This window comes from Acidovorax sp. LjRoot66 (assembly GCF_964253305.1).
Taxonomy (GTDB): Bacteria; Pseudomonadota; Gammaproteobacteria; order Burkholderiales; family Burkholderiaceae_C; genus Acidovorax.
Window position 1 is genome coordinate 3747678 of record NZ_CAXUQU020000001.1, and the last position, 15232, is coordinate 3762909.

The 15232-nt window shown below is 65.8% G+C and carries 18 protein-coding genes; 12 read left to right on the forward strand and 6 right to left on the reverse strand.

Translation table 11 applies throughout. From position 1 onward, the window contains the following. Positions 1–28: 28 nt before the first annotated feature. Together ACSQ3Y_RS17690 and ACSQ3Y_RS17695 are read right to left on the reverse strand one after the other, a co-directional pair. A complete protein-coding gene (locus ACSQ3Y_RS17690; RefSeq protein WP_057202912.1) occupies positions 29–379 on the reverse strand; it encodes an RNA recognition motif domain-containing protein in 351 nt (116 codons plus the stop codon). 120 nt (positions 380–499) lie between these two features. After that, complete coding sequence (locus ACSQ3Y_RS17695) at positions 500–709, reverse strand: hypothetical protein (RefSeq protein ID WP_057202911.1); 210 nt, start codon at positions 707–709, stop codon at positions 500–502. A gap of 56 nt (positions 710–765) precedes the next feature. Between ACSQ3Y_RS17695 and ACSQ3Y_RS17700 the strand changes: the two genes are divergently transcribed. Next, a complete protein-coding gene (locus tag ACSQ3Y_RS17700; RefSeq protein ID WP_436178286.1) occupies positions 766–948 on the forward strand; it encodes a hypothetical protein in 183 nt (60 codons plus the stop codon). 83 nt (positions 949–1031) lie between these two features. Here ACSQ3Y_RS17700 and ACSQ3Y_RS17705 read toward each other — a convergent pair whose 3' ends face one another. Further along, positions 1032–1451, reverse strand: a complete 420-nt coding sequence (locus tag ACSQ3Y_RS17705) for a BLUF domain-containing protein (protein WP_057202908.1) — start codon at positions 1449–1451, stop codon at positions 1032–1034. Positions 1452–1632: 181 nt separating this feature from the next. On the opposite strand from ACSQ3Y_RS17705, the gene ACSQ3Y_RS17710 reads away from it, so the two are divergent. From ACSQ3Y_RS17710 to ACSQ3Y_RS17745, 8 genes are all read left to right on the forward strand, one after another. Continuing rightward, on the forward strand, positions 1633–2718 hold the full coding sequence (locus ACSQ3Y_RS17710) for a sensor domain-containing diguanylate cyclase (protein WP_436178287.1): 1086 nt from the start codon (positions 1633–1635) through the stop codon (positions 2716–2718). A 114-nt stretch (positions 2719–2832) separates the two neighbouring features. Continuing rightward, positions 2833–5640, forward strand: coding sequence for a PAS domain S-box protein (locus ACSQ3Y_RS17715; RefSeq protein WP_436178288.1), 2808 nt, complete (start codon positions 2833–2835; stop codon positions 5638–5640). A 153-nt stretch (positions 5641–5793) separates the two neighbouring features. After that, complete coding sequence (locus ACSQ3Y_RS17720; RefSeq protein WP_436178289.1) at positions 5794–6648, forward strand: STAS domain-containing protein; 855 nt, start codon at positions 5794–5796, stop codon at positions 6646–6648. A 12-nt stretch (positions 6649–6660) separates the two neighbouring features. After that, entirely contained in the window at positions 6661–7035 is a 375-nt protein-coding gene (locus tag ACSQ3Y_RS17725) for an STAS domain-containing protein (protein WP_436178290.1), read from the forward strand. After that, the gene (locus tag ACSQ3Y_RS17730; RefSeq protein ID WP_057202903.1) at positions 7025–7429 is read left to right on the forward strand and encodes an anti-sigma regulatory factor; all 405 of its coding nucleotides are present in this window, start codon (positions 7025–7027) and stop codon (positions 7427–7429) included. Before ACSQ3Y_RS17725 ends, ACSQ3Y_RS17730 begins: the two co-directional genes overlap by 11 nt. After that, entirely contained in the window at positions 7420–8436 is a 1017-nt protein-coding gene (locus ACSQ3Y_RS17735; protein ID WP_436178291.1) for an ATP-binding protein, read from the forward strand. The genes ACSQ3Y_RS17730 and ACSQ3Y_RS17735 overlap by 10 nt, the downstream gene beginning before the upstream one ends. Positions 8437–8494: 58 nt before the next feature. Next, positions 8495–9307 (forward strand): sensor histidine kinase, encoded by an 813-nt coding sequence (locus tag ACSQ3Y_RS17740; protein ID WP_082604205.1) that lies wholly within the window; start codon positions 8495–8497, stop codon positions 9305–9307. A 3-nt stretch (positions 9308–9310) separates the two neighbouring features. Beyond that, a complete protein-coding gene (locus tag ACSQ3Y_RS17745) occupies positions 9311–11260 on the forward strand; it encodes a hybrid sensor histidine kinase/response regulator (protein ID WP_057202900.1) in 1950 nt (649 codons plus the stop codon). A 7-nt stretch (positions 11261–11267) separates the two neighbouring features. Here ACSQ3Y_RS17745 and ACSQ3Y_RS17750 read toward each other — a convergent pair whose 3' ends face one another. The 3 genes from ACSQ3Y_RS17750 to ACSQ3Y_RS17760 are packed head-to-tail and all read right to left on the reverse strand — an operon-like array spanning position 11268 to position 13725. Continuing rightward, on the reverse strand, positions 11268–11885 hold the full coding sequence (locus ACSQ3Y_RS17750; protein WP_436178292.1) for an SAM-dependent methyltransferase: 618 nt from the start codon (positions 11883–11885) through the stop codon (positions 11268–11270). Beyond that, positions 11882–12676: a PIG-L deacetylase family protein gene (locus ACSQ3Y_RS17755; protein WP_436178293.1), complete on the reverse strand. Its 795-nt coding sequence runs from the start codon at positions 12674–12676 to the stop codon at positions 11882–11884. The genes ACSQ3Y_RS17750 and ACSQ3Y_RS17755 overlap by 4 nt, the downstream gene beginning before the upstream one ends. After that, positions 12664–13725: an acyl-CoA dehydrogenase gene (locus ACSQ3Y_RS17760; protein ID WP_436178294.1), complete on the reverse strand. Its 1062-nt coding sequence runs from the start codon at positions 13723–13725 to the stop codon at positions 12664–12666. The genes ACSQ3Y_RS17755 and ACSQ3Y_RS17760 overlap by 13 nt, the downstream gene beginning before the upstream one ends. 228 nt (positions 13726–13953) lie before the next feature. On the opposite strand from ACSQ3Y_RS17760, the gene ACSQ3Y_RS17765 reads away from it, so the two are divergent. The 3 genes from ACSQ3Y_RS17765 to ACSQ3Y_RS17775 are packed head-to-tail and all read left to right on the forward strand — an operon-like array spanning position 13954 to position 15209. Beyond that, complete coding sequence (locus ACSQ3Y_RS17765) at positions 13954–14202, forward strand: hypothetical protein (protein ID WP_436178295.1); 249 nt, start codon at positions 13954–13956, stop codon at positions 14200–14202. A 52-nt stretch (positions 14203–14254) separates the two neighbouring features. Continuing rightward, positions 14255–14932, forward strand: a complete 678-nt coding sequence (locus ACSQ3Y_RS17770; protein WP_436178296.1) for a glycosyltransferase — start codon at positions 14255–14257, stop codon at positions 14930–14932. Positions 14933–14954: 22 nt separating this feature from the next. Then, positions 14955–15209: a hypothetical protein gene (locus tag ACSQ3Y_RS17775; RefSeq protein ID WP_436178297.1), complete on the forward strand. Its 255-nt coding sequence runs from the start codon at positions 14955–14957 to the stop codon at positions 15207–15209. Positions 15210–15232: the final 23 nt, after the last annotated feature.

Here is a 15232-nt window from a genome sequence, read left to right on the forward strand (position 1 = left end):
TAGCCGCTCTTAGCAGGGAGCTACTGGATCAGTAGCGGCCGCCGCCGTAGCCACCCGTGCCGTAGCCGGTGTCCTGGCGATTGCTGGCGCTGTAGCCACCCGAGCCCGAACCACCCGAGCCACTGCGGTCTTCGCGGGGACGGGCCAGGTTCACGACGATCGAACGGCCGTCGACAGACATGCCGTGCAGACCGGTGATGGCTGCCTGGGCGACTTCGGCAGATGCCATTTCCACAAAGCCGAAGCCCTTGGAGCGGCCGGTGTCACGGTCCATCATGACCTTGGCAGAGGTGACGGCGCCGAACTCGGAGAAATTGCTTTCCAGGGTGGAGTCGGTCACGGAATAGGGCAGGTTGCCCACGTAGATTTTGCTGCTCATGAGAAGAGCCTTTCGGAGTGAAGGCGCGCAACGAGTGACGCACCGTTGGGGATAAGGGTGAGCTGGCCGGCGGCCGGCCGCAACGGGAAAAGGTGGATGGGGCCTGCGGTCAGCAGAGCATCAACACGTGGGTGGGTGCGGCATGCAGGTTTGCAGCCAGCCCTGGGTGACGGCAAACAGCCGGGCAGCTTCGCGCGAGGCAAAGGCTTTGTCGAAGCGGAACACGCGGCAGTAGCTGCCGTTGCCCTGGGATCGATGGACCGAAAATGAGGCGCGGAAATTGCCGCAGTCGGTCTGGTGTGTCGCGGGCGAAACGACGAACTTGCCCATGGAAATGGCGGTCTTTGAAATCTGATTCAGTCAGGATCACAGGCCCGTAAGCCTGCGTGAGCATCAACAAACGCGGTTGGCTGCAGCTCTACAGACCAACACGGGCGACAGAGGTCGCAAAAGGCGGCAAGCAGGTGGTGGGGAGCCATCCGGCGAGCGTTGCGGTGCAAGCTTTCGTCAAGAGCCTTCACTGCAACAGCGGCAAGTATATCACCAGTTTGAATGAAGGGTGGGATTAATATTCTTCGTGGTTTTGAAGAATGGCCCCATACCGAGGTGCGTGGCGCCCATTTCCTGTGCGCCAAGCATGCCAGAGGGACTGCTACTCCAGCCAGCGCACGTTCTGCAAGATCTCTTCGAAGAAGCTGCGCAGGCTCGCGGTGCCCATGGTGTATGGGTCGAAATCCGCCGTGCCCGAGTATTTGAGAAACAGCTGCCGGTTGGTTTCCAGCGATGCAATCAGCCCCATGGACCAACCCGTGAAGCGCCGGTACGGGATTTCGCTCAGGTCCAGGATGGCCGTGTCGCGGTGGCGGCCATCCTTGAGCAGGCGGTGGTACAGCGCGTTCACCGCAGCGCGGTCGCCTTCGAGCAGTTGCAGAAAGATTCCGTTGTTCAGGCACAGCGCGCCCGTGATGCCGGCGCGGGTGTTGTTGCGCTGCGATGCGCCCAGGATGTCCTTGACATCTGCAGGGCCCAGAACGCGCGAGGTGCGGCTCGCGTAGATCAGTTGTATCAACATGTTTGCCTCCGAAGACCTGAGTGTGTCAGCCCTGGACTGCGCCGTTGGGCGTGGGCCGAATACCCCGCGAATCCGCTCGCCATTGCACGCTTGCCAGGGTGTTCAGGGGCTTTGCGCGCTATCGGGCGCCGCTTCGGACGATCGTGTAACGTTTGCACACTTTTTAAAGGTGCTGCGTCCCATGGAAACACCGTCTCCCGTTCCCTCAGACGAAGCCAGCATCCTGGCGGCATTGGCGGACCCAGGCCGTGTCGCGGCGGTCCGGGACACCGGCCTGCTGGACACCCCTCCCGAAGAGAGCTTTGACCGGCTGACCCGCCTGGCAGCCAAGCTCACGGGGGCACCCGTCACCTTCGTGTCGCTGGTGGATTCGAGCCGGGACTTCTACAAAAGCGCCTTCGGCCTGGGCGAGCCGCTGAACACCACGCGCCAGCTGGAGGGCCGTTCGTTTTGCCACTACGACATGGTGTCTGACGGGCCCCTGGTGCTCGCCGATGTCACGCAAATGGCAGTGTTCTGCGACGTTCCTACCGTCAAATCTCTGGGGGTGCGTGCCTATGCCGGCATTCCTCTCGTGACTGCCCATGGGCAGGTGCTGGGCAGTTTCTGCGCGGTGGACTTCAAGCCCCGGCAATGGACAGAGACCGACGTCGAAGTCCTGGTCGAGCTGGCGCATTCGGCCCTGCGTGAAATCCAGTTGCGCAGGGCCGTGCGCGAATCGGACGCTCTCAACCGGCGCCTGCTGGAGCAACTGCAGCGGGTGGATGAACTGAACCGTGCCCTGGCCGAACTGGCCACGACGGACTCGCTCACCGGCCTGCGCAACCGGCGCGCGTTCGACCACAGCCTGGCGCTGGAGCTGGCCATCGTAGAGCGCCACCGTTCGCCGCTGAGCCTGCTGATGCTGGACGTGGACCACTTCAAGCGCATCAACGACCGCCTGGGCCACGATGCCGAGGACCAGGTGCTGCAGATGATCGGGCAGGTCCTGAGCGCGGGCGCCCGGGTCATCGATATCGTTGCCCGTGTGGGAGGGGAAGAGTTCGCCGTGCTGCTGCCGAACACGGGCGCGCAGGGCGCCTTCGAGGTGGCCGAGCGCATGCGCCTTGCAGTGGCCCAGACGCCAGGGGCCCACGGCGGCGTGACCATCAGCATCGGCGCAGTCACCCTGCAGGACGGGGAAGCCGCCTGCAGCCTGTATGCCCGCGCCGATGCGGCACTGTATTCGGCCAAAGAGGCGGGCCGAAACAGGGTGGCCCAGGCCTGAACCATGTGAGAATCCCGCAGGTCTCTCTCTGAGTGATTGCCAGGATTTCGCCTGGAACCTGCCCTTGGCACCGTGCACCTGCTTGCGTTTTTGGCCCCTTGCAACCTACCGTGTATGTACAGCGCCCCCTCTCCTGCCACGCCTGTTGAGCCCATCACCCCCGTACGCCAGGCCTTTGCCCGATTCGACTGGTCTGCCACGGCACTGGGGCCCCAGCATGCCTGGCCGCCCACCGTCCGCGTGGCGGTGGACCTGATGCTGCAATCGCCCGTGCCCATGGCGATGATGTGGGGGCACGAAGGCATCCTGCTCTACAACGATGGCTATGCCGTCATCGCCGGCGCACGCCATCCCGAGATACTGGGCATGCCCGCACGCCAGGCCTGGCCCGAGGCCGAGGCTTTCAACGACCGGGTGATCACCGAATGCCTGGCGGGTGGCACGCTGAGCTTTCGCGACCAGTTCCTCGTGCTGCACCGCAACGGCGCGCCTGAAGAGGTGTACCTGGACCTGGATTATTCGCCCATCCCCGATGGGCAGGGCCAACCGGTGGGTGTGATGGCCATCCTTACCGAGACCACGGCCAAGGTCACGGCCGAAAAGCGCGTGCAGGGCGAGCGCGAGCGCCTGGGCAGCATGTTCGAGCAGGCGCCGGGCTTCATGGCCCTGCTGCATGGGCCGGACCATGTGTTCGAGCTGGCCAACCCGGCCTACATGCAACTGGTGGGCCACCGCGAGGTGCTGGGCAAGCCGGTGCGCCAGGCCCTGCCGGAGATTGCAGGGCAGGGCTTCTTCGAACTGCTTGACCAGGTGTATGGCACGGGCGAGCCGTTCTTCGGCACGGCGCTGCCCGCCACGCTGCAGCGCCAACCCGATGGCGCGTACGAAAGGCGCTACATCGATGTGCTGTACCACCCGTTGCGCGACGCGCAGGGCCGGGTGGCTGGCATCTTCGTGCAGGGTTCCGACGTGACGCCGCGGGTTCTGGCCGAGGAAGAGGCCAGCCGCCGCGAGGCGCAGTTCCAGGTGTTTGCGCAGGCCATGCCCAACCAGGTGTGGGCGGCCGGGCCGGACGGCCTGCTCGACTGGCTCAATGACAAGGTGCCCGAGTACAGTGGGCTGCCGCCGGCCGCACTGCTGGGCACCGGCTGGACCCGCATCGTGCACCCCGACGACCTGCCCCAGGCCGGTGAGAAGTGGGCGCAGGCACTGGCCAGCGGCGTGGGCTATGAATCGGAATTTCGACTGCGCCGGGCCGATGGGACCTACCGCTGGCACCTGGCGCGTGCCGTGCCGCTGCGCAACGAAGGCGGCAGCGTGGTGCGCTGGGTGGGCACCAACACCGACATCGAAGAACAGCGGGCCGCCGCTCTGGCGCTGGCCCACCTCAACGAAAATCTGGAGCGCGAGGTGGCCGAGCGCACGGCCGAGCGCGACCGCATGTGGCGCCTGTCCACCGACGTGATGCTGGTGGCCGATTTCGAAGCCACGGTGCTGTCCGTCAACCCCGCGTGGACGCGCCTGCTGGGCTGGCAGGCCAGCGAACTGCTGGGCCGCAGCTTCATGGACCTGGTGCACCCCGATGACCAGGCCGCCACCCTCGACGAGATGAGCGGCCTGGCGCGCGGGGTGACCACCTTTCGCTTCGACAACCGCTACCGGTGCAAGGATGGCAGTTACCGCGTGCTGATGTGGACCGCCGTGCCGGAGGCCGGCGTGATCCTTGCCGTGGGCCGCGACGTGACCGACGACCGCGCTGCCGAAGAGGCACTGCGCCGCGCCGAGGCCGCGCTGCACCAGTCGCAGAAGATGGAAAGCGTGGGGCAGCTCACCGGGGGCGTGGCCCACGACTTCAACAACGTGCTGCAGATCATCTCGGGCAACCTGCACATGCTGCGCAAGACCCTGGCCAAGGACGAGGCAGCGCTGCGCCGCATCAACGGCGCGCTCGACGGCGTGGCGCGCGGCGCCAAACTGGCATCGCACCTGCTGGCCTTTGCGCGCAAGCAGCCGCTGTCGCCCGTGGTGCTCAACGTCGGGCGCCTGCTGCGCGACCTCAACGACATGCTGCGCCGCGCCCTGGGCGAAGCGATCGAGCTGGAGACGGTGGTGGCCGGCGGCCTGTGGAACACCCTGGCCGACAGCAGCTTTCTGGAGAACACGCTGCTCAACCTGGCCATCAACGCCCGCGACGCCATGCAGGGCCATGGCCGCCTGACCATCGAGGCCGGCAACGCCAGCCTGGACGACATCTATGCGCTGACCCATGGCGAAGTCACGGCAGGCCAGTACGTGATGATCGCCGTGTCCGACACCGGTTGCGGCATGAGCGAGGACATCGTGCAGAAGGTCTTCGAGCCCTTCTTCACCACCAAGCCCGAAGGCCATGGCACCGGGCTCGGCCTGTCGATGGTGTACGGCTTCGTCAAGCAAAGCGGTGGCCACATCAAGATCTACAGCGAGGTGGGCCACGGCACCACCGTCAAGCTCTACCTGCCCCGGTCGGTCGAAGCCGAGCTCTCGAGCGGCCCCCTGCCGCTGGTGGAGGCCGAAGGCGGCAGCGAAACCATTCTGGTGGTGGAAGACGACGCCCAGGTGCGCGAAACCGTGGTCGAGCTGCTCACCGACATGGGCTACAAGGTGCTCAAGGCGCCCGATGCGCAAAGCGCCCTGGCGGTGGTGGAGAGCGGCGTGCAGATCGACCTGCTGTTCACCGACGTGGTCATGCCCGGCCCGCTGCGCAGCCCCGATCTCGCGCGCAAGGCGCGGCTGGTGCAGCCGAACATCGAGGTGCTGTTCACCTCGGGCTACACCGAGAACTCCATCGTCCATGGCGGGCGGCTCGATGCGGGGGTGGCGCTGCTGAGCAAGCCTTACTCGCGCGAAGACCTGGCGCGCAAGCTGCGCCAGGCGCTGGGTTAAGGTCAGTTTGCGTAAGACAACGCCGCAAAGCGCGGTCTCCATCGCCTTTGGGCGATGTAGTAAGCCCTTAGGCCCGTACAATGTTTTGCCCATGCCCGCAGCCTCTTCTCACGCGGACATGGAACGGACACTTAACTGGCGAGATCTCCTTCCATGACTACCCTGAACACCCAAATCCTCGATGCACTGCAGGAGGGCAACAAGCCCGCCCTCATTCAGGAGTGGCTCGAAGAGGCACGTTCAGGCAATGCCAGCCTTTCCAAGTCAGCCTCCGCCGATGCCGCCGACATTGCATCGGCACTGGCCAAGGGGCTCCAGGCGGGGGCCAACATCGAATCCTTTGCCGACGCCAAATGGGCGCCGTTACAGGAGGTGCTTTCCTCGCTGTCGCGCTCGCGCGCCGCGCAGGGCCAGAGCGCCGGAGAGACCAGCGTCTTTGTGTTGGCCCTCAAGAAACCTTTGCTCAACGCCCTGCAGCAGCGGCTTAATGGTAGCGACAGCGTTCAGCTCACCGCCGCATTCTGGGGCCTGACCAAGCTGGTGGACGGAATGGCTCAGTTCACGGCTACCACCTTCCAGCGCGCGCGTGAGGACATCATCAATCGCCAGCAGGAAGAGCTGCTGGAGTTGTCCACGCCCGTGGTCAAGCTTTGGGAAGGTGTGCTGGCTGTGCCCATGATCGGCACGCTCGACAGCAACCGCACGCAGATCGTGATGGAGACGTTGCTGCAAAAGATCGTGGAGACCGGCTCTGAGCTGGCCATCATCGACATCACTGGCGTACCCACGGTGGACACTCTGGTCGCGCAACATTTGCTCAAGACGGTGACGGCCATCCGGTTGATGGGCGCTGACTGCATCATCAGTGGCATCCGCCCGCAGATCGCGCAGACCATTGTGCACCTGGGCATCGACCTGCAGGGCATCAGCACCAAGGCGAGCCTGGCCGATGCCCTCTCGCTGGCCCTGCAGCGCACGGGCTGGCGCATCACTCGCCAGGCCGTCTGAGGGGTATTGCACATGGAACGCATACCAATATTGCGCATGGGTTCGACCCTGCTTGTTACGATTCAGGTGGACATGCAGGACCAGACAGCGCTGGCACTGCAGGACGACTTGGCGGACCGCATCGCCAAGACCGGTGCCAGCGGCGTGATGATCGACATCTCGGCGCTGGAGATCGTGGACTCCTTCGTGGGCCGCATGCTGGCCAGCATCTCGGGCATCGCCCGCATTCTTTCGGCCACCACGGTGGTCGTGGGCATGCAGCCGGCCGTGGCCATCACGCTGGTGGAGCTCGGCCTGTCGCTGGAAGGTGTGAAGACGGCGCTCAACGTGGAGCGGGGGCTCGCGTTGCTGCAACGCGCACGCGTGGCGAGCGGCCATGTCGATTGAACGCACCGGCACGCTGCCGCTGGAGACGGAGCAGCACATCGTTGCCAGCCGGCAGGCCGTACGCTCGCTGTGCCAACTGCTCAAGTTCTCGCTCGTCGAGCAGACCAAGATGATCACGGCCGCGAGCGAGCTCTCGCGCAATACCCTCATCCATGGGGGCGGTGGACGCATGCGCTGGGAGGTGCTGGACACAGGGGCCAAGCTTGGCCTAGCCTTGCATTTCGAGGACGAAGGCCCCGGCATCGCCGACATGAAGCTGGCCATGACGGACGGCTGGACCTCGGGCTCCGGCATGGGCCTGGGCCTGCCTGGCAGCAAGCGGCTGGTTAGCGATTTCGTGGTCGACTCTGCCCCTGGGCAGGGCACCCGCGTGAGTATCACCAAGTGGAAGTGATACGGGGATGGAGCCACCGTCCGTTCGCCATCACCGACTCCAGCTGCGTTGGCGATGCGCGTCGCTTTTGCGCCCGGACCGCGCAAGACTGGGGTTGGAGCGAAGTGGATGTGGGGCGCCTGTCGTTGATATTGACGGAGCTGGGCACCAACCTCGTGCGCCACGCGCTGCAGGGGGAGCTGTGGATTGCCGCTCCGGCCGGTGGGCAGGAGGTGGAGATCCTGGCGCTGGACAAAGGTCCCGGAATGGCGGATGTCAAACGCTCATTTCAGGACGGTGTGTCCACCGGTACCGGTTCGCCCGGCACGGGCCTTGGCGCCATACGTCGCCTGGCCAGCGATTTCGACATCCATTCGACGCCTTTTGGCACCTTGTGTCTGGTGCGCGTGCGCCCCGCCTCGCAGGAGGCCCCGGCTGGCCATCGACAGTGGGGTGCGGTGAGCATTGCCGCACCCGGCGAGACGGCGTGCGGCGACGGCTGGGCGGTGGCGACCGAAGGCGGCAAGGTGTCCGCAGTGGTGGCCGATGGCCTCGGCCATGGGCCCCATGCAGCCCTTGCCTCGGACGCCGCGCTGGATGTGTTTGCGGGCGATCCCTTCGCGCCAATCGAAAGCTTCCTGCCCGACGCCCACCTCGGCCTGCAGACCACGCGAGGCGCGGCAGTGTTCGCGCTGCGCATGGAAAGTTCGGGGCAGTTGAAGTACGCAGGGGCCGGCAATGTGATCGGGCGCATCATCTCGGGAGTGTTCGACAGGTCCATGATCACCCAGCACGGAACGGTTGGGGTGCAGGTGCGCCGGACCGAGGTGGCAACACTGGAGATGCCAGACCATGCGGTGGCTGTGGTGCACAGCGACGGCATTGCCTCGCGTTGGAAAGCGGAGGAAGTGGTTCCGCTGCTGCAGCGCGACCCCACGTTGATCGCGGCCGCATTGCTGTGGCAGCAGAGCCGGGGCCGCGACGATGCCACCGTGCTGGTGATAAAACAGGGAGACGCGCTTGAGTGACGATCTGAAAGCCCAGCTGGAGCAGAGTCAGGCCGAAGTCGAGGCCCTGCAGGCCGAGATGCAGGCCCTGCGGGAAGAGCTCGAAGAAACCAACCGCGGCGTGGTGGCGCTGTACGCCGAACTCGACGAACAGGCCGAGCAGCTCAAGCACGCCACCCAGCTCAAGAGCCGGTTCCTGTCGTACATGAGCCACGAGTTCCGCACGCCCATCGGCGCCACCCTGAGCCTGGTGCGCCTGCTGCTCGATCGAGTAGACGGCCCGTTGACTGAGGAGCAGGAACGCCAGGTACGCTTCATCCAGACTACCTGTGAGGAGTTCTCCAGCATGGTCGACGACCTGCTCGACCTGGCCAAGATCGAGTCCGGCCGGCTCGACGTGTCGCCCGAGTGGTTTGAAATGATGGACCTGTTCTCGGCGCTGCGCGGAATGTTCAAGCCGATCCTGGACAATGAGGCGCTGAACCTGGTGTTCGAAGAGCCGGTGGGGCTGACACGCCTCTACACGGATGACCGCAAGCTCTCCCAGATCCTTCGCAATTTCATATCCAACGCCCTCAAGTTCACTGCCCAGGGCGAGGTGCGGGTGTCCGCTCGGTTGGAGGGCGAGGGCATGATCCGTTTTGCCGTGGCCGACACGGGCATCGGCATCCCTGCGGAAAACCTGCCTGCGCTGTTCAATGACTTCTCGCAGGTCAAGGCGCCAATCCAGAAGCGCCTGCGCGGTACCGGGCTGGGGCTGGCGCTGTCCAGGCAGTTGGCCACCCTGCTGGGTGGGACGGTCGAGGTTACCAGCGTGGTGGGAAAGGGCTCGGTGTTCTCGGTCACTGTGCCGGTGCAGATGCACCCGGTCGAGAAAGCCACTTCGGACTGAACCATGGCCACATCAGAAATGATCTCGCCCACGATCGACCGAAGCCTGCACACGGTGTTGGTGGTGGACGATAACCCGGTCACCCGCTACGCCACAGCCCGGGTCATTCGCGCCGCAGGCTTTCAGACGGAAGAGGCGGCGACGGGCGGCGCAGCCATTGAATCCGCCAAGCGCAACGTGTCGGCGGTAGTGCTGGACGTGCACCTGCCGGACATGGACGGATTCGAGGTGTGCCGGGTGCTGCGTGCGGATTCGCGCACGCAGCTGACGCCCATCATCCACCTGTCAGCCACCTACATGCAGAGCGAGCACAAGGTGGCAGGGCTCAATGCCGGTGCCGACGCCTATATGGTGCACCCTGCCGAGCCACCGCTGATGGTGGCTACGCTGCAGGCCCTTATCCGTGCGCGCACGGCCGAGGAAGACCTGCGGCGCAGCGAAACGCGGTTTCGCGCCATTTACGACCAGGCGCCCGTGGCCATGATGCTCATCGATTCAGAGGGGCGCTTTGCCGACGTGAATCCGGCCGCCGAAAAATTGATGCAGCGTAGCCGCATGGACCTCATCGGCATGGCCGTGACCTCTCTTACGCCGCCGCCTTGGCAGGACTTCGTGCAAGAGCGCATGCAGGGCTCGGCCGATGTCAACTGGCAGGGTGAGTTTCCGCTGATCCGCGGCGACGGCAAGGAGATACTGCTGGACTGGGGCATGTCGGACCATGTGGAGCCGGGCATCCGCATCGGTATTGCAACCGATCTGTCCGAGCGCATCGACTTCGAGCGCCGGCGCGAGGAACTGCTCGAGCGCGAACAGGCAGCGCGCGTGCTGGCCGAGCGCCACAGCCGTACCAAGGACGACTTCGTGGCCGTGCTCTCGCACGAGTTGCGCACACCGCTCACACTGATCACCGGCTGGGTGCACATGCTCAAGCGCCCGAACACCAACGCCGATACGCTGGCGCGCGGCATCGACGCCATCGAGCGCGGTGCCAAGGCGCAGGGGCGCATCATCTCGGACATCCTGGACGTCTCGCGCATTGCATCGGGCAAGCTGCGCCTGCACCGTGAGTGGGCCAATCCGGTGGAGCTGGTGCGCATTTCGCTCGATGCCCTGCGCGACCTGGCCCTGGCCAAGAAGATTACCCTCGAAGTGGCCTGCGACGATACGGATGAACCTGCCTGGCTTGACGTCACGCGCTTTCAGCAGATCGTGTGGAACCTGGTGACCAATGCCATCAAGTTCTCGGAAAGCGGTGGCATGGTGCAGCTGCGTCTCAAGCGCGAAGCGGACGAACTCATCCTCGTTGTGCAGGACCACGGCGCAGGTATCGAGGCGGGGTTTTTGCCCTACCTGTTCCAGCGCTTCACGCAGAGCGGCACGCCAGGCAACCGCTCCCATGGCGGCCTGGGGCTGGGCCTGTCCATCGTCAAGCACCTGGTGGACCTGCACGGCGGCACCATTGCGGCCAGCAGCGCGGGGATCGGCCAGGGCACGGCGATGACTGCACGGCTGTTGGTGGCCTATGAAGAACCGCTGGCGGGCGATGACGATGCCCAGGCCACGCCGCAGGCCCGTGAAGTGCGCCTGCTGCAGGGCAAGGACATCCTGGTGGTGGACGACAACGCCGACACCAGCGAGATGCTCAGCATCGTGCTCACGGACGAGGGCGCCAATGTGCGCGTGGCCGACAGCTACGAGACTGCAATTGCCCAGTTCGACAAGGCCTGGCCCGACCTGTTCGTGAGCGACATTGGTCTGCCCGGCCGCGACGGCCATGACCTGATCGCCAAGGTCCGGGAGATGGAGGCTGCTGCGGGCCATCCGCGCCTGCGCGCCATTGCGCTCACGGCCTTTGCACGCCCACAGGACCGTGACCGCGCACTTGCCGCCGGTTTCGACCAGCACATGGGAAAGCCTTTGCAGCCGCACCTGTTGCTCCAGGCGCTGGCCTGAATGCTACTCAGGCCCTGCGCCCTTCGCGCTGGGCCACGCTCAGCGGGTCGCTGGACCATATCTCCAGGCCAAAGTCTGCGTCACGCCACTGCGCCACGCGCGGAATCTGCAAGTGCTGGTGCAAGATTTCGTGCACGCGGGCCCCGCCCAGCGGAAAGTCCTTGAACGGCTGGAGCCAATGGCAGGCGACGACGATGGCTTCTGGCCCTGTAGCCAGCAAAGTGGTGCGGCAGCGTTGCGCCAGGCGCTCGATGTCGTCCTCCTTCAGGTAGTACAGCAGTTCGCTGAGCACGATAAGGTCGAAACGGCCCTCAGGCCAATGGTCCGGTACCCAGCCGTGCGCTGCCTGAGCGTGCGCATAGGGCCTCAGCCTCTGGGCCGCATAGTCCACTGCACGGTGTGCCCCGTCCCAGGCCAGCAGCCGGTCGCAGCGCTGCGCCAGGTGCTCCGAAATAAAGCCGCTCGCACAGCCCGGCTCAAACGCCGATGCATAGCGCGGGCGTGGCAGGCTGGCTAGCAGCATGTCGCGCTTGCGTGCCTCGTACCAACTGCTCTCGAAATGCCAGGGATCGGGTCCCCGGGCGAACAGGGGATCGAACAGGTTTTGCGGTGCGGGTGCAGTCATGGTGCGAAGAAGTATTCGGTGTCCCAACCAGCGCGCTCGATGAGGGCGGAATCCAGCACCGGAGGCAGGGCAGGGGAGCGCGACGTGAGCTGAGAGCGGTGCGCGGCCAGTGCATGGAGTTTGCGGGCTACGGTGTCGTTGTCCACACCCACACCCGTGAGCCGGGTCCAATCCACCTGCGGGTCCCAGGGCTCGGCCCAGTGCCACATCCATACGGGCGCCTCGAGCAGGGTGGCTGCGTTGGTGTCGCATGCCGCAGCACAGGCGTTTCCACAGGCTTCGTGGTCCGGGTGCCCGTCGCGGCGCCAGGTGGTGAGCACCACGTCCCCGGGCCGTACCAGGTGCGCCACCTGGGCTCGCAGATCTTCCGTGTGATCCTGCAACCCTCCGTCGGGCAGACCGAGCCGCACGACGTCTGGCTCGGCCACTCCCAGGCGCTTCAGCCCCGCGGCACTTTCCTTCCTGCGTTGACTGGCAAGGGCCAATGGATCGTGCCCGGGAGCCCCTGCCGTGCTGGCCTCGCCGTCGGTGACCGCTACCAGCAGGCAGGTGCCGCCCTGCGCCAGGTGGGCGTAGAGCAGGGCGCCACAGGCCAGAATCTCGTCGTCCGGGTGCGGCGCTACCACCACAAGGCGCTGGTGCTGGCCCACCAACTGCCTGGCGGGCAGACGCGGAATGCCTTGTTCCCGTAGCCAGGACTCCCAGAACCGCGAGGCCGCGCGCGGGGAGCTGATGAAGCGGGTGGCAGGGTCCCGCCCATCCACCGTGGCGGCGGGGCTCACAGTGCCCATGGGTAGTGCTCCTGCGCCAGCACGGCGTTTGCCAGGGCTGCGTCGTCGCGCGCGCCATGGCTCTGCCGAATGAAGACCGGCAGGTCTGCCGCCGCGCGGGCAAAGGCGGCGTCGCGGCAGTAGGGCGTGGCGCCCAGCGCGCGCCCGGTTTCCTCCAGCACGCAATGGGCGCCTGCCTCGGCGGCCTGGCGCAAACGCAGGGCCACGGCCATGGCGTCTGCATGCGGATGTGCATCGATCCAGTCGGCGCTCTCGCGCAACAGGGCCGCAAGGCCCGCGAGCACCCTGTCCACCTTGCCGAATGCTGCGCAGCGGGACGCAAACGCCGAGTGCTCGGGTGAGGCCGCCCGCATGCCTTGGTACAGCGCCTCGGCCACGGCCAGCGTGCCGCCATGCCAACAGGCTGCGATGCCCGCGCCCCCGTGCCAGAAACCGGGCCGTTGCAGGTAGTCGCCAGGGTCTCCCACCAGGGTGGCGGGCGTGCCATCGAAGGCGACTTCCGCGCTCAGGGTGTCGGCCATTCCCACAGCCTGCCAGGCGTCGGTGTTCATGTGAATGCTGGGGTGTGACAGATCCACCGCCACCAGCTGGCTCTGGTCCTGCCCTTCAAGCCAGGCGGTGAGCAGGGCGTGGCTCACGCCCTGCGCACCGGAGCACCAGGCCTTGGTGCCGGACAGCGTGACCTGCCGGCCGTTGCCTGGCGGGCTGATCCGTGCCATCTGGCCCGCCCCTTCGGCGGCCCAGACGGCCCATGTAGCGTTCGTCTGAATGGGGGCGTGACCCAGTTCATGCTGGATGGCCAGCGCATCGGTGTGCCCTTCGTACAGCTTGGCCAGCGAAAGGCTGTGCTGCGCTACACGGCTGAGCGCCTGCCAACGCTGCAAAGTGTTGCCCTTGCCAGGCTGCGGTAACCGGGCCAGGCCCATGCCCACCAGTTGCCGCAACTGGGCCGCAACCGGCAACGCCGCTAGCGCAGGCAAGGCCTCGGAGAGCGCGGAAACCGTGACAACCGGGTTGGGAACGATCTGGCGGACAGTGGGGACGGACATGCAGGAGGCCTTGTTTGGAGATCTTCCTACTCTGGCGGGTATGCGTGCAGGGCCTGGTCGGCACCGGGCGGGCTGTGCTGTGGGACGAATGCCCGGTTCCTTCACCGACAGTTTCGGGAACATTCCACTGGGAGATTTGCGGTGGCACGACACTGCTTTGGGATGCTGTCCGACAAGCCCCACGCCTGCCAACGATTACTTTTGGCTACCTACTACCAGGAGCATTCCGTGACCACCCAAACTCCGCCTGCTCGCACTTCCCACGGCCCTGCCGGCGAGTTCCCCCAACCCGTGTCTCCTTGGGAAAGCCGTGGCCTGCTGTATGCAGAAGTGGCTACCGCCCTGGTCGTGCTGGCCATGGTGCTGGCCAACAGCATGGACCCTGGTTTCTGGCAGAGCAAGGGCGCACAGGTGCAGGCGAACGCGGCGCCAGACACAACGCTGGCAACGGCCGGTTCGCCCGATTCCTCGGAATGATGTGCGGTGCCGCCGTCACGGTGCCCCGGGCTTCGCGAGCCAGAGGCTGGGCATGATCGCCGTCATCGTCCCCGCGCACAACGAAGAAGACCACATCGCGGCCTGCCTTCAATCACTCACCGCCGCCTCGGCTTGCCCCGATCTGGCGGGCGAGCGCGTGCTCCTGATCGTGGTGCTGGACGATTGCAGCGACGCAACGCAGACCATTGCAGCCGGGCTGGGTGTGCGCACCGTGGTCTGCCACGCACGCAATGTAGGCGCGGCCCGCGCCATCGGCGCCCAGCTGGCACTGGCGGCCGGCGCGCGCTGGCTGGCCTTTACCGATGCCGACAGCGAGGTGGCGCCCAACTGGATTGCACAGCAGCTTTGCCAGCAGGCCGATGCAGTGTGCGGCACAGTGCAGGTGCGCGACTGGGGAGCGCATGGCGACGGGGTCCGCGAGCAGTTCGATGCGCTGTACCAGGACTGTGATGGCCACCGCCACATCCACGGGGCCAATATCGGTGTCACGGCGCAGGCCTACAGGGAGGTGGGCGGCTTTGAGTCTCTGGCCACCGGTGAGGACGTTGCTCTGGTGCATCGGCTGCAGGAACGCGGCCTGTCCATTGCCTGGACCGCAGCCACCCGCGTGACGACCAGTGCGCGCAAGCAGTTTCGTGCACCGGCCGGCTTTGGCGCCACGCTGCTGCAGCTGGGCGGTGCACTGGCCGTGCTGCCCGCCATTCTCTAAACCGGCGCAAGGCGAGCACCCCATGAACGATTGGCTGGACTGGGCGCAGTGGCCCGCATTTGCGGCGTCGGTGCTGGCGGCCTGGCTGGTGGGGTCCAACGCGTCCGCGCGCCGCAACATCGGGTTCTGGGTGTTCTTGGCCAGCAATGTGCTATGGGTAGCCTGGGGCCTGTACTCCCACGCCATCGCGTTGATCGCGCTGCAGGTCTGCCTGGCGGCCATGAACATCCGCGGCCTGCTCAAGACTGAAGACGGAGACGATCAGAAACCGATCTGAGTGCCCTCGCCCTGCAGCAAAGG

Excerpts from the sequence above, each read along its gene's own strand:
- ACSQ3Y_RS17705 (WP_057202908.1), bottom strand. The coding sequence starts at position 1,451 with ATGTTGATACAACTGATCTACGCGAGCCGCACCTCGCGCGTTCTGGGC.
- ACSQ3Y_RS17710 (WP_436178287.1), top strand. The coding sequence starts at position 1,633 with ATGGAAACACCGTCTCCCGTTCCCTCAGACGAAGCCAGCATCCTGGCG.
- ACSQ3Y_RS17730 (WP_057202903.1), top strand. The coding sequence starts at position 7,025 with ATGTCGATTGAACGCACCGGCACGCTGCCGCTGGAGACGGAGCAGCAC.
- ACSQ3Y_RS17740 (WP_082604205.1), top strand. The coding sequence starts at position 8,495 with ATGCAGGCCCTGCGGGAAGAGCTCGAAGAAACCAACCGCGGCGTGGTG.
- ACSQ3Y_RS17745 (WP_057202900.1), top strand. The coding sequence starts at position 9,311 with ATGGCCACATCAGAAATGATCTCGCCCACGATCGACCGAAGCCTGCAC.
- ACSQ3Y_RS17725 (WP_436178290.1), top strand. The coding sequence starts at position 6,661 with ATGGAACGCATACCAATATTGCGCATGGGTTCGACCCTGCTTGTTACG.
- ACSQ3Y_RS17690 (WP_057202912.1), bottom strand. The coding sequence starts at position 379 with ATGAGCAGCAAAATCTACGTGGGCAACCTGCCCTATTCCGTGACCGAC.
- ACSQ3Y_RS17760 (WP_436178294.1), bottom strand. The coding sequence starts at position 13,725 with ATGTCCGTCCCCACTGTCCGCCAGATCGTTCCCAACCCGGTTGTCACG.
- ACSQ3Y_RS17770 (WP_436178296.1), top strand. The coding sequence starts at position 14,255 with ATGATCGCCGTCATCGTCCCCGCGCACAACGAAGAAGACCACATCGCG.
- ACSQ3Y_RS17715 (WP_436178288.1), top strand. The coding sequence starts at position 2,833 with ATGTACAGCGCCCCCTCTCCTGCCACGCCTGTTGAGCCCATCACCCCC.
- ACSQ3Y_RS17720 (WP_436178289.1), top strand. The coding sequence starts at position 5,794 with ATGACTACCCTGAACACCCAAATCCTCGATGCACTGCAGGAGGGCAAC.
- ACSQ3Y_RS17750 (WP_436178292.1), bottom strand. The coding sequence starts at position 11,885 with ATGACTGCACCCGCACCGCAAAACCTGTTCGATCCCCTGTTCGCCCGG.
- ACSQ3Y_RS17695 (WP_057202911.1), bottom strand. The coding sequence starts at position 709 with ATGGGCAAGTTCGTCGTTTCGCCCGCGACACACCAGACCGACTGCGGC.
- ACSQ3Y_RS17755 (WP_436178293.1), bottom strand. The coding sequence starts at position 12,676 with ATGGGCACTGTGAGCCCCGCCGCCACGGTGGATGGGCGGGACCCTGCC.
- ACSQ3Y_RS17775 (WP_436178297.1), top strand. The coding sequence starts at position 14,955 with ATGAACGATTGGCTGGACTGGGCGCAGTGGCCCGCATTTGCGGCGTCG.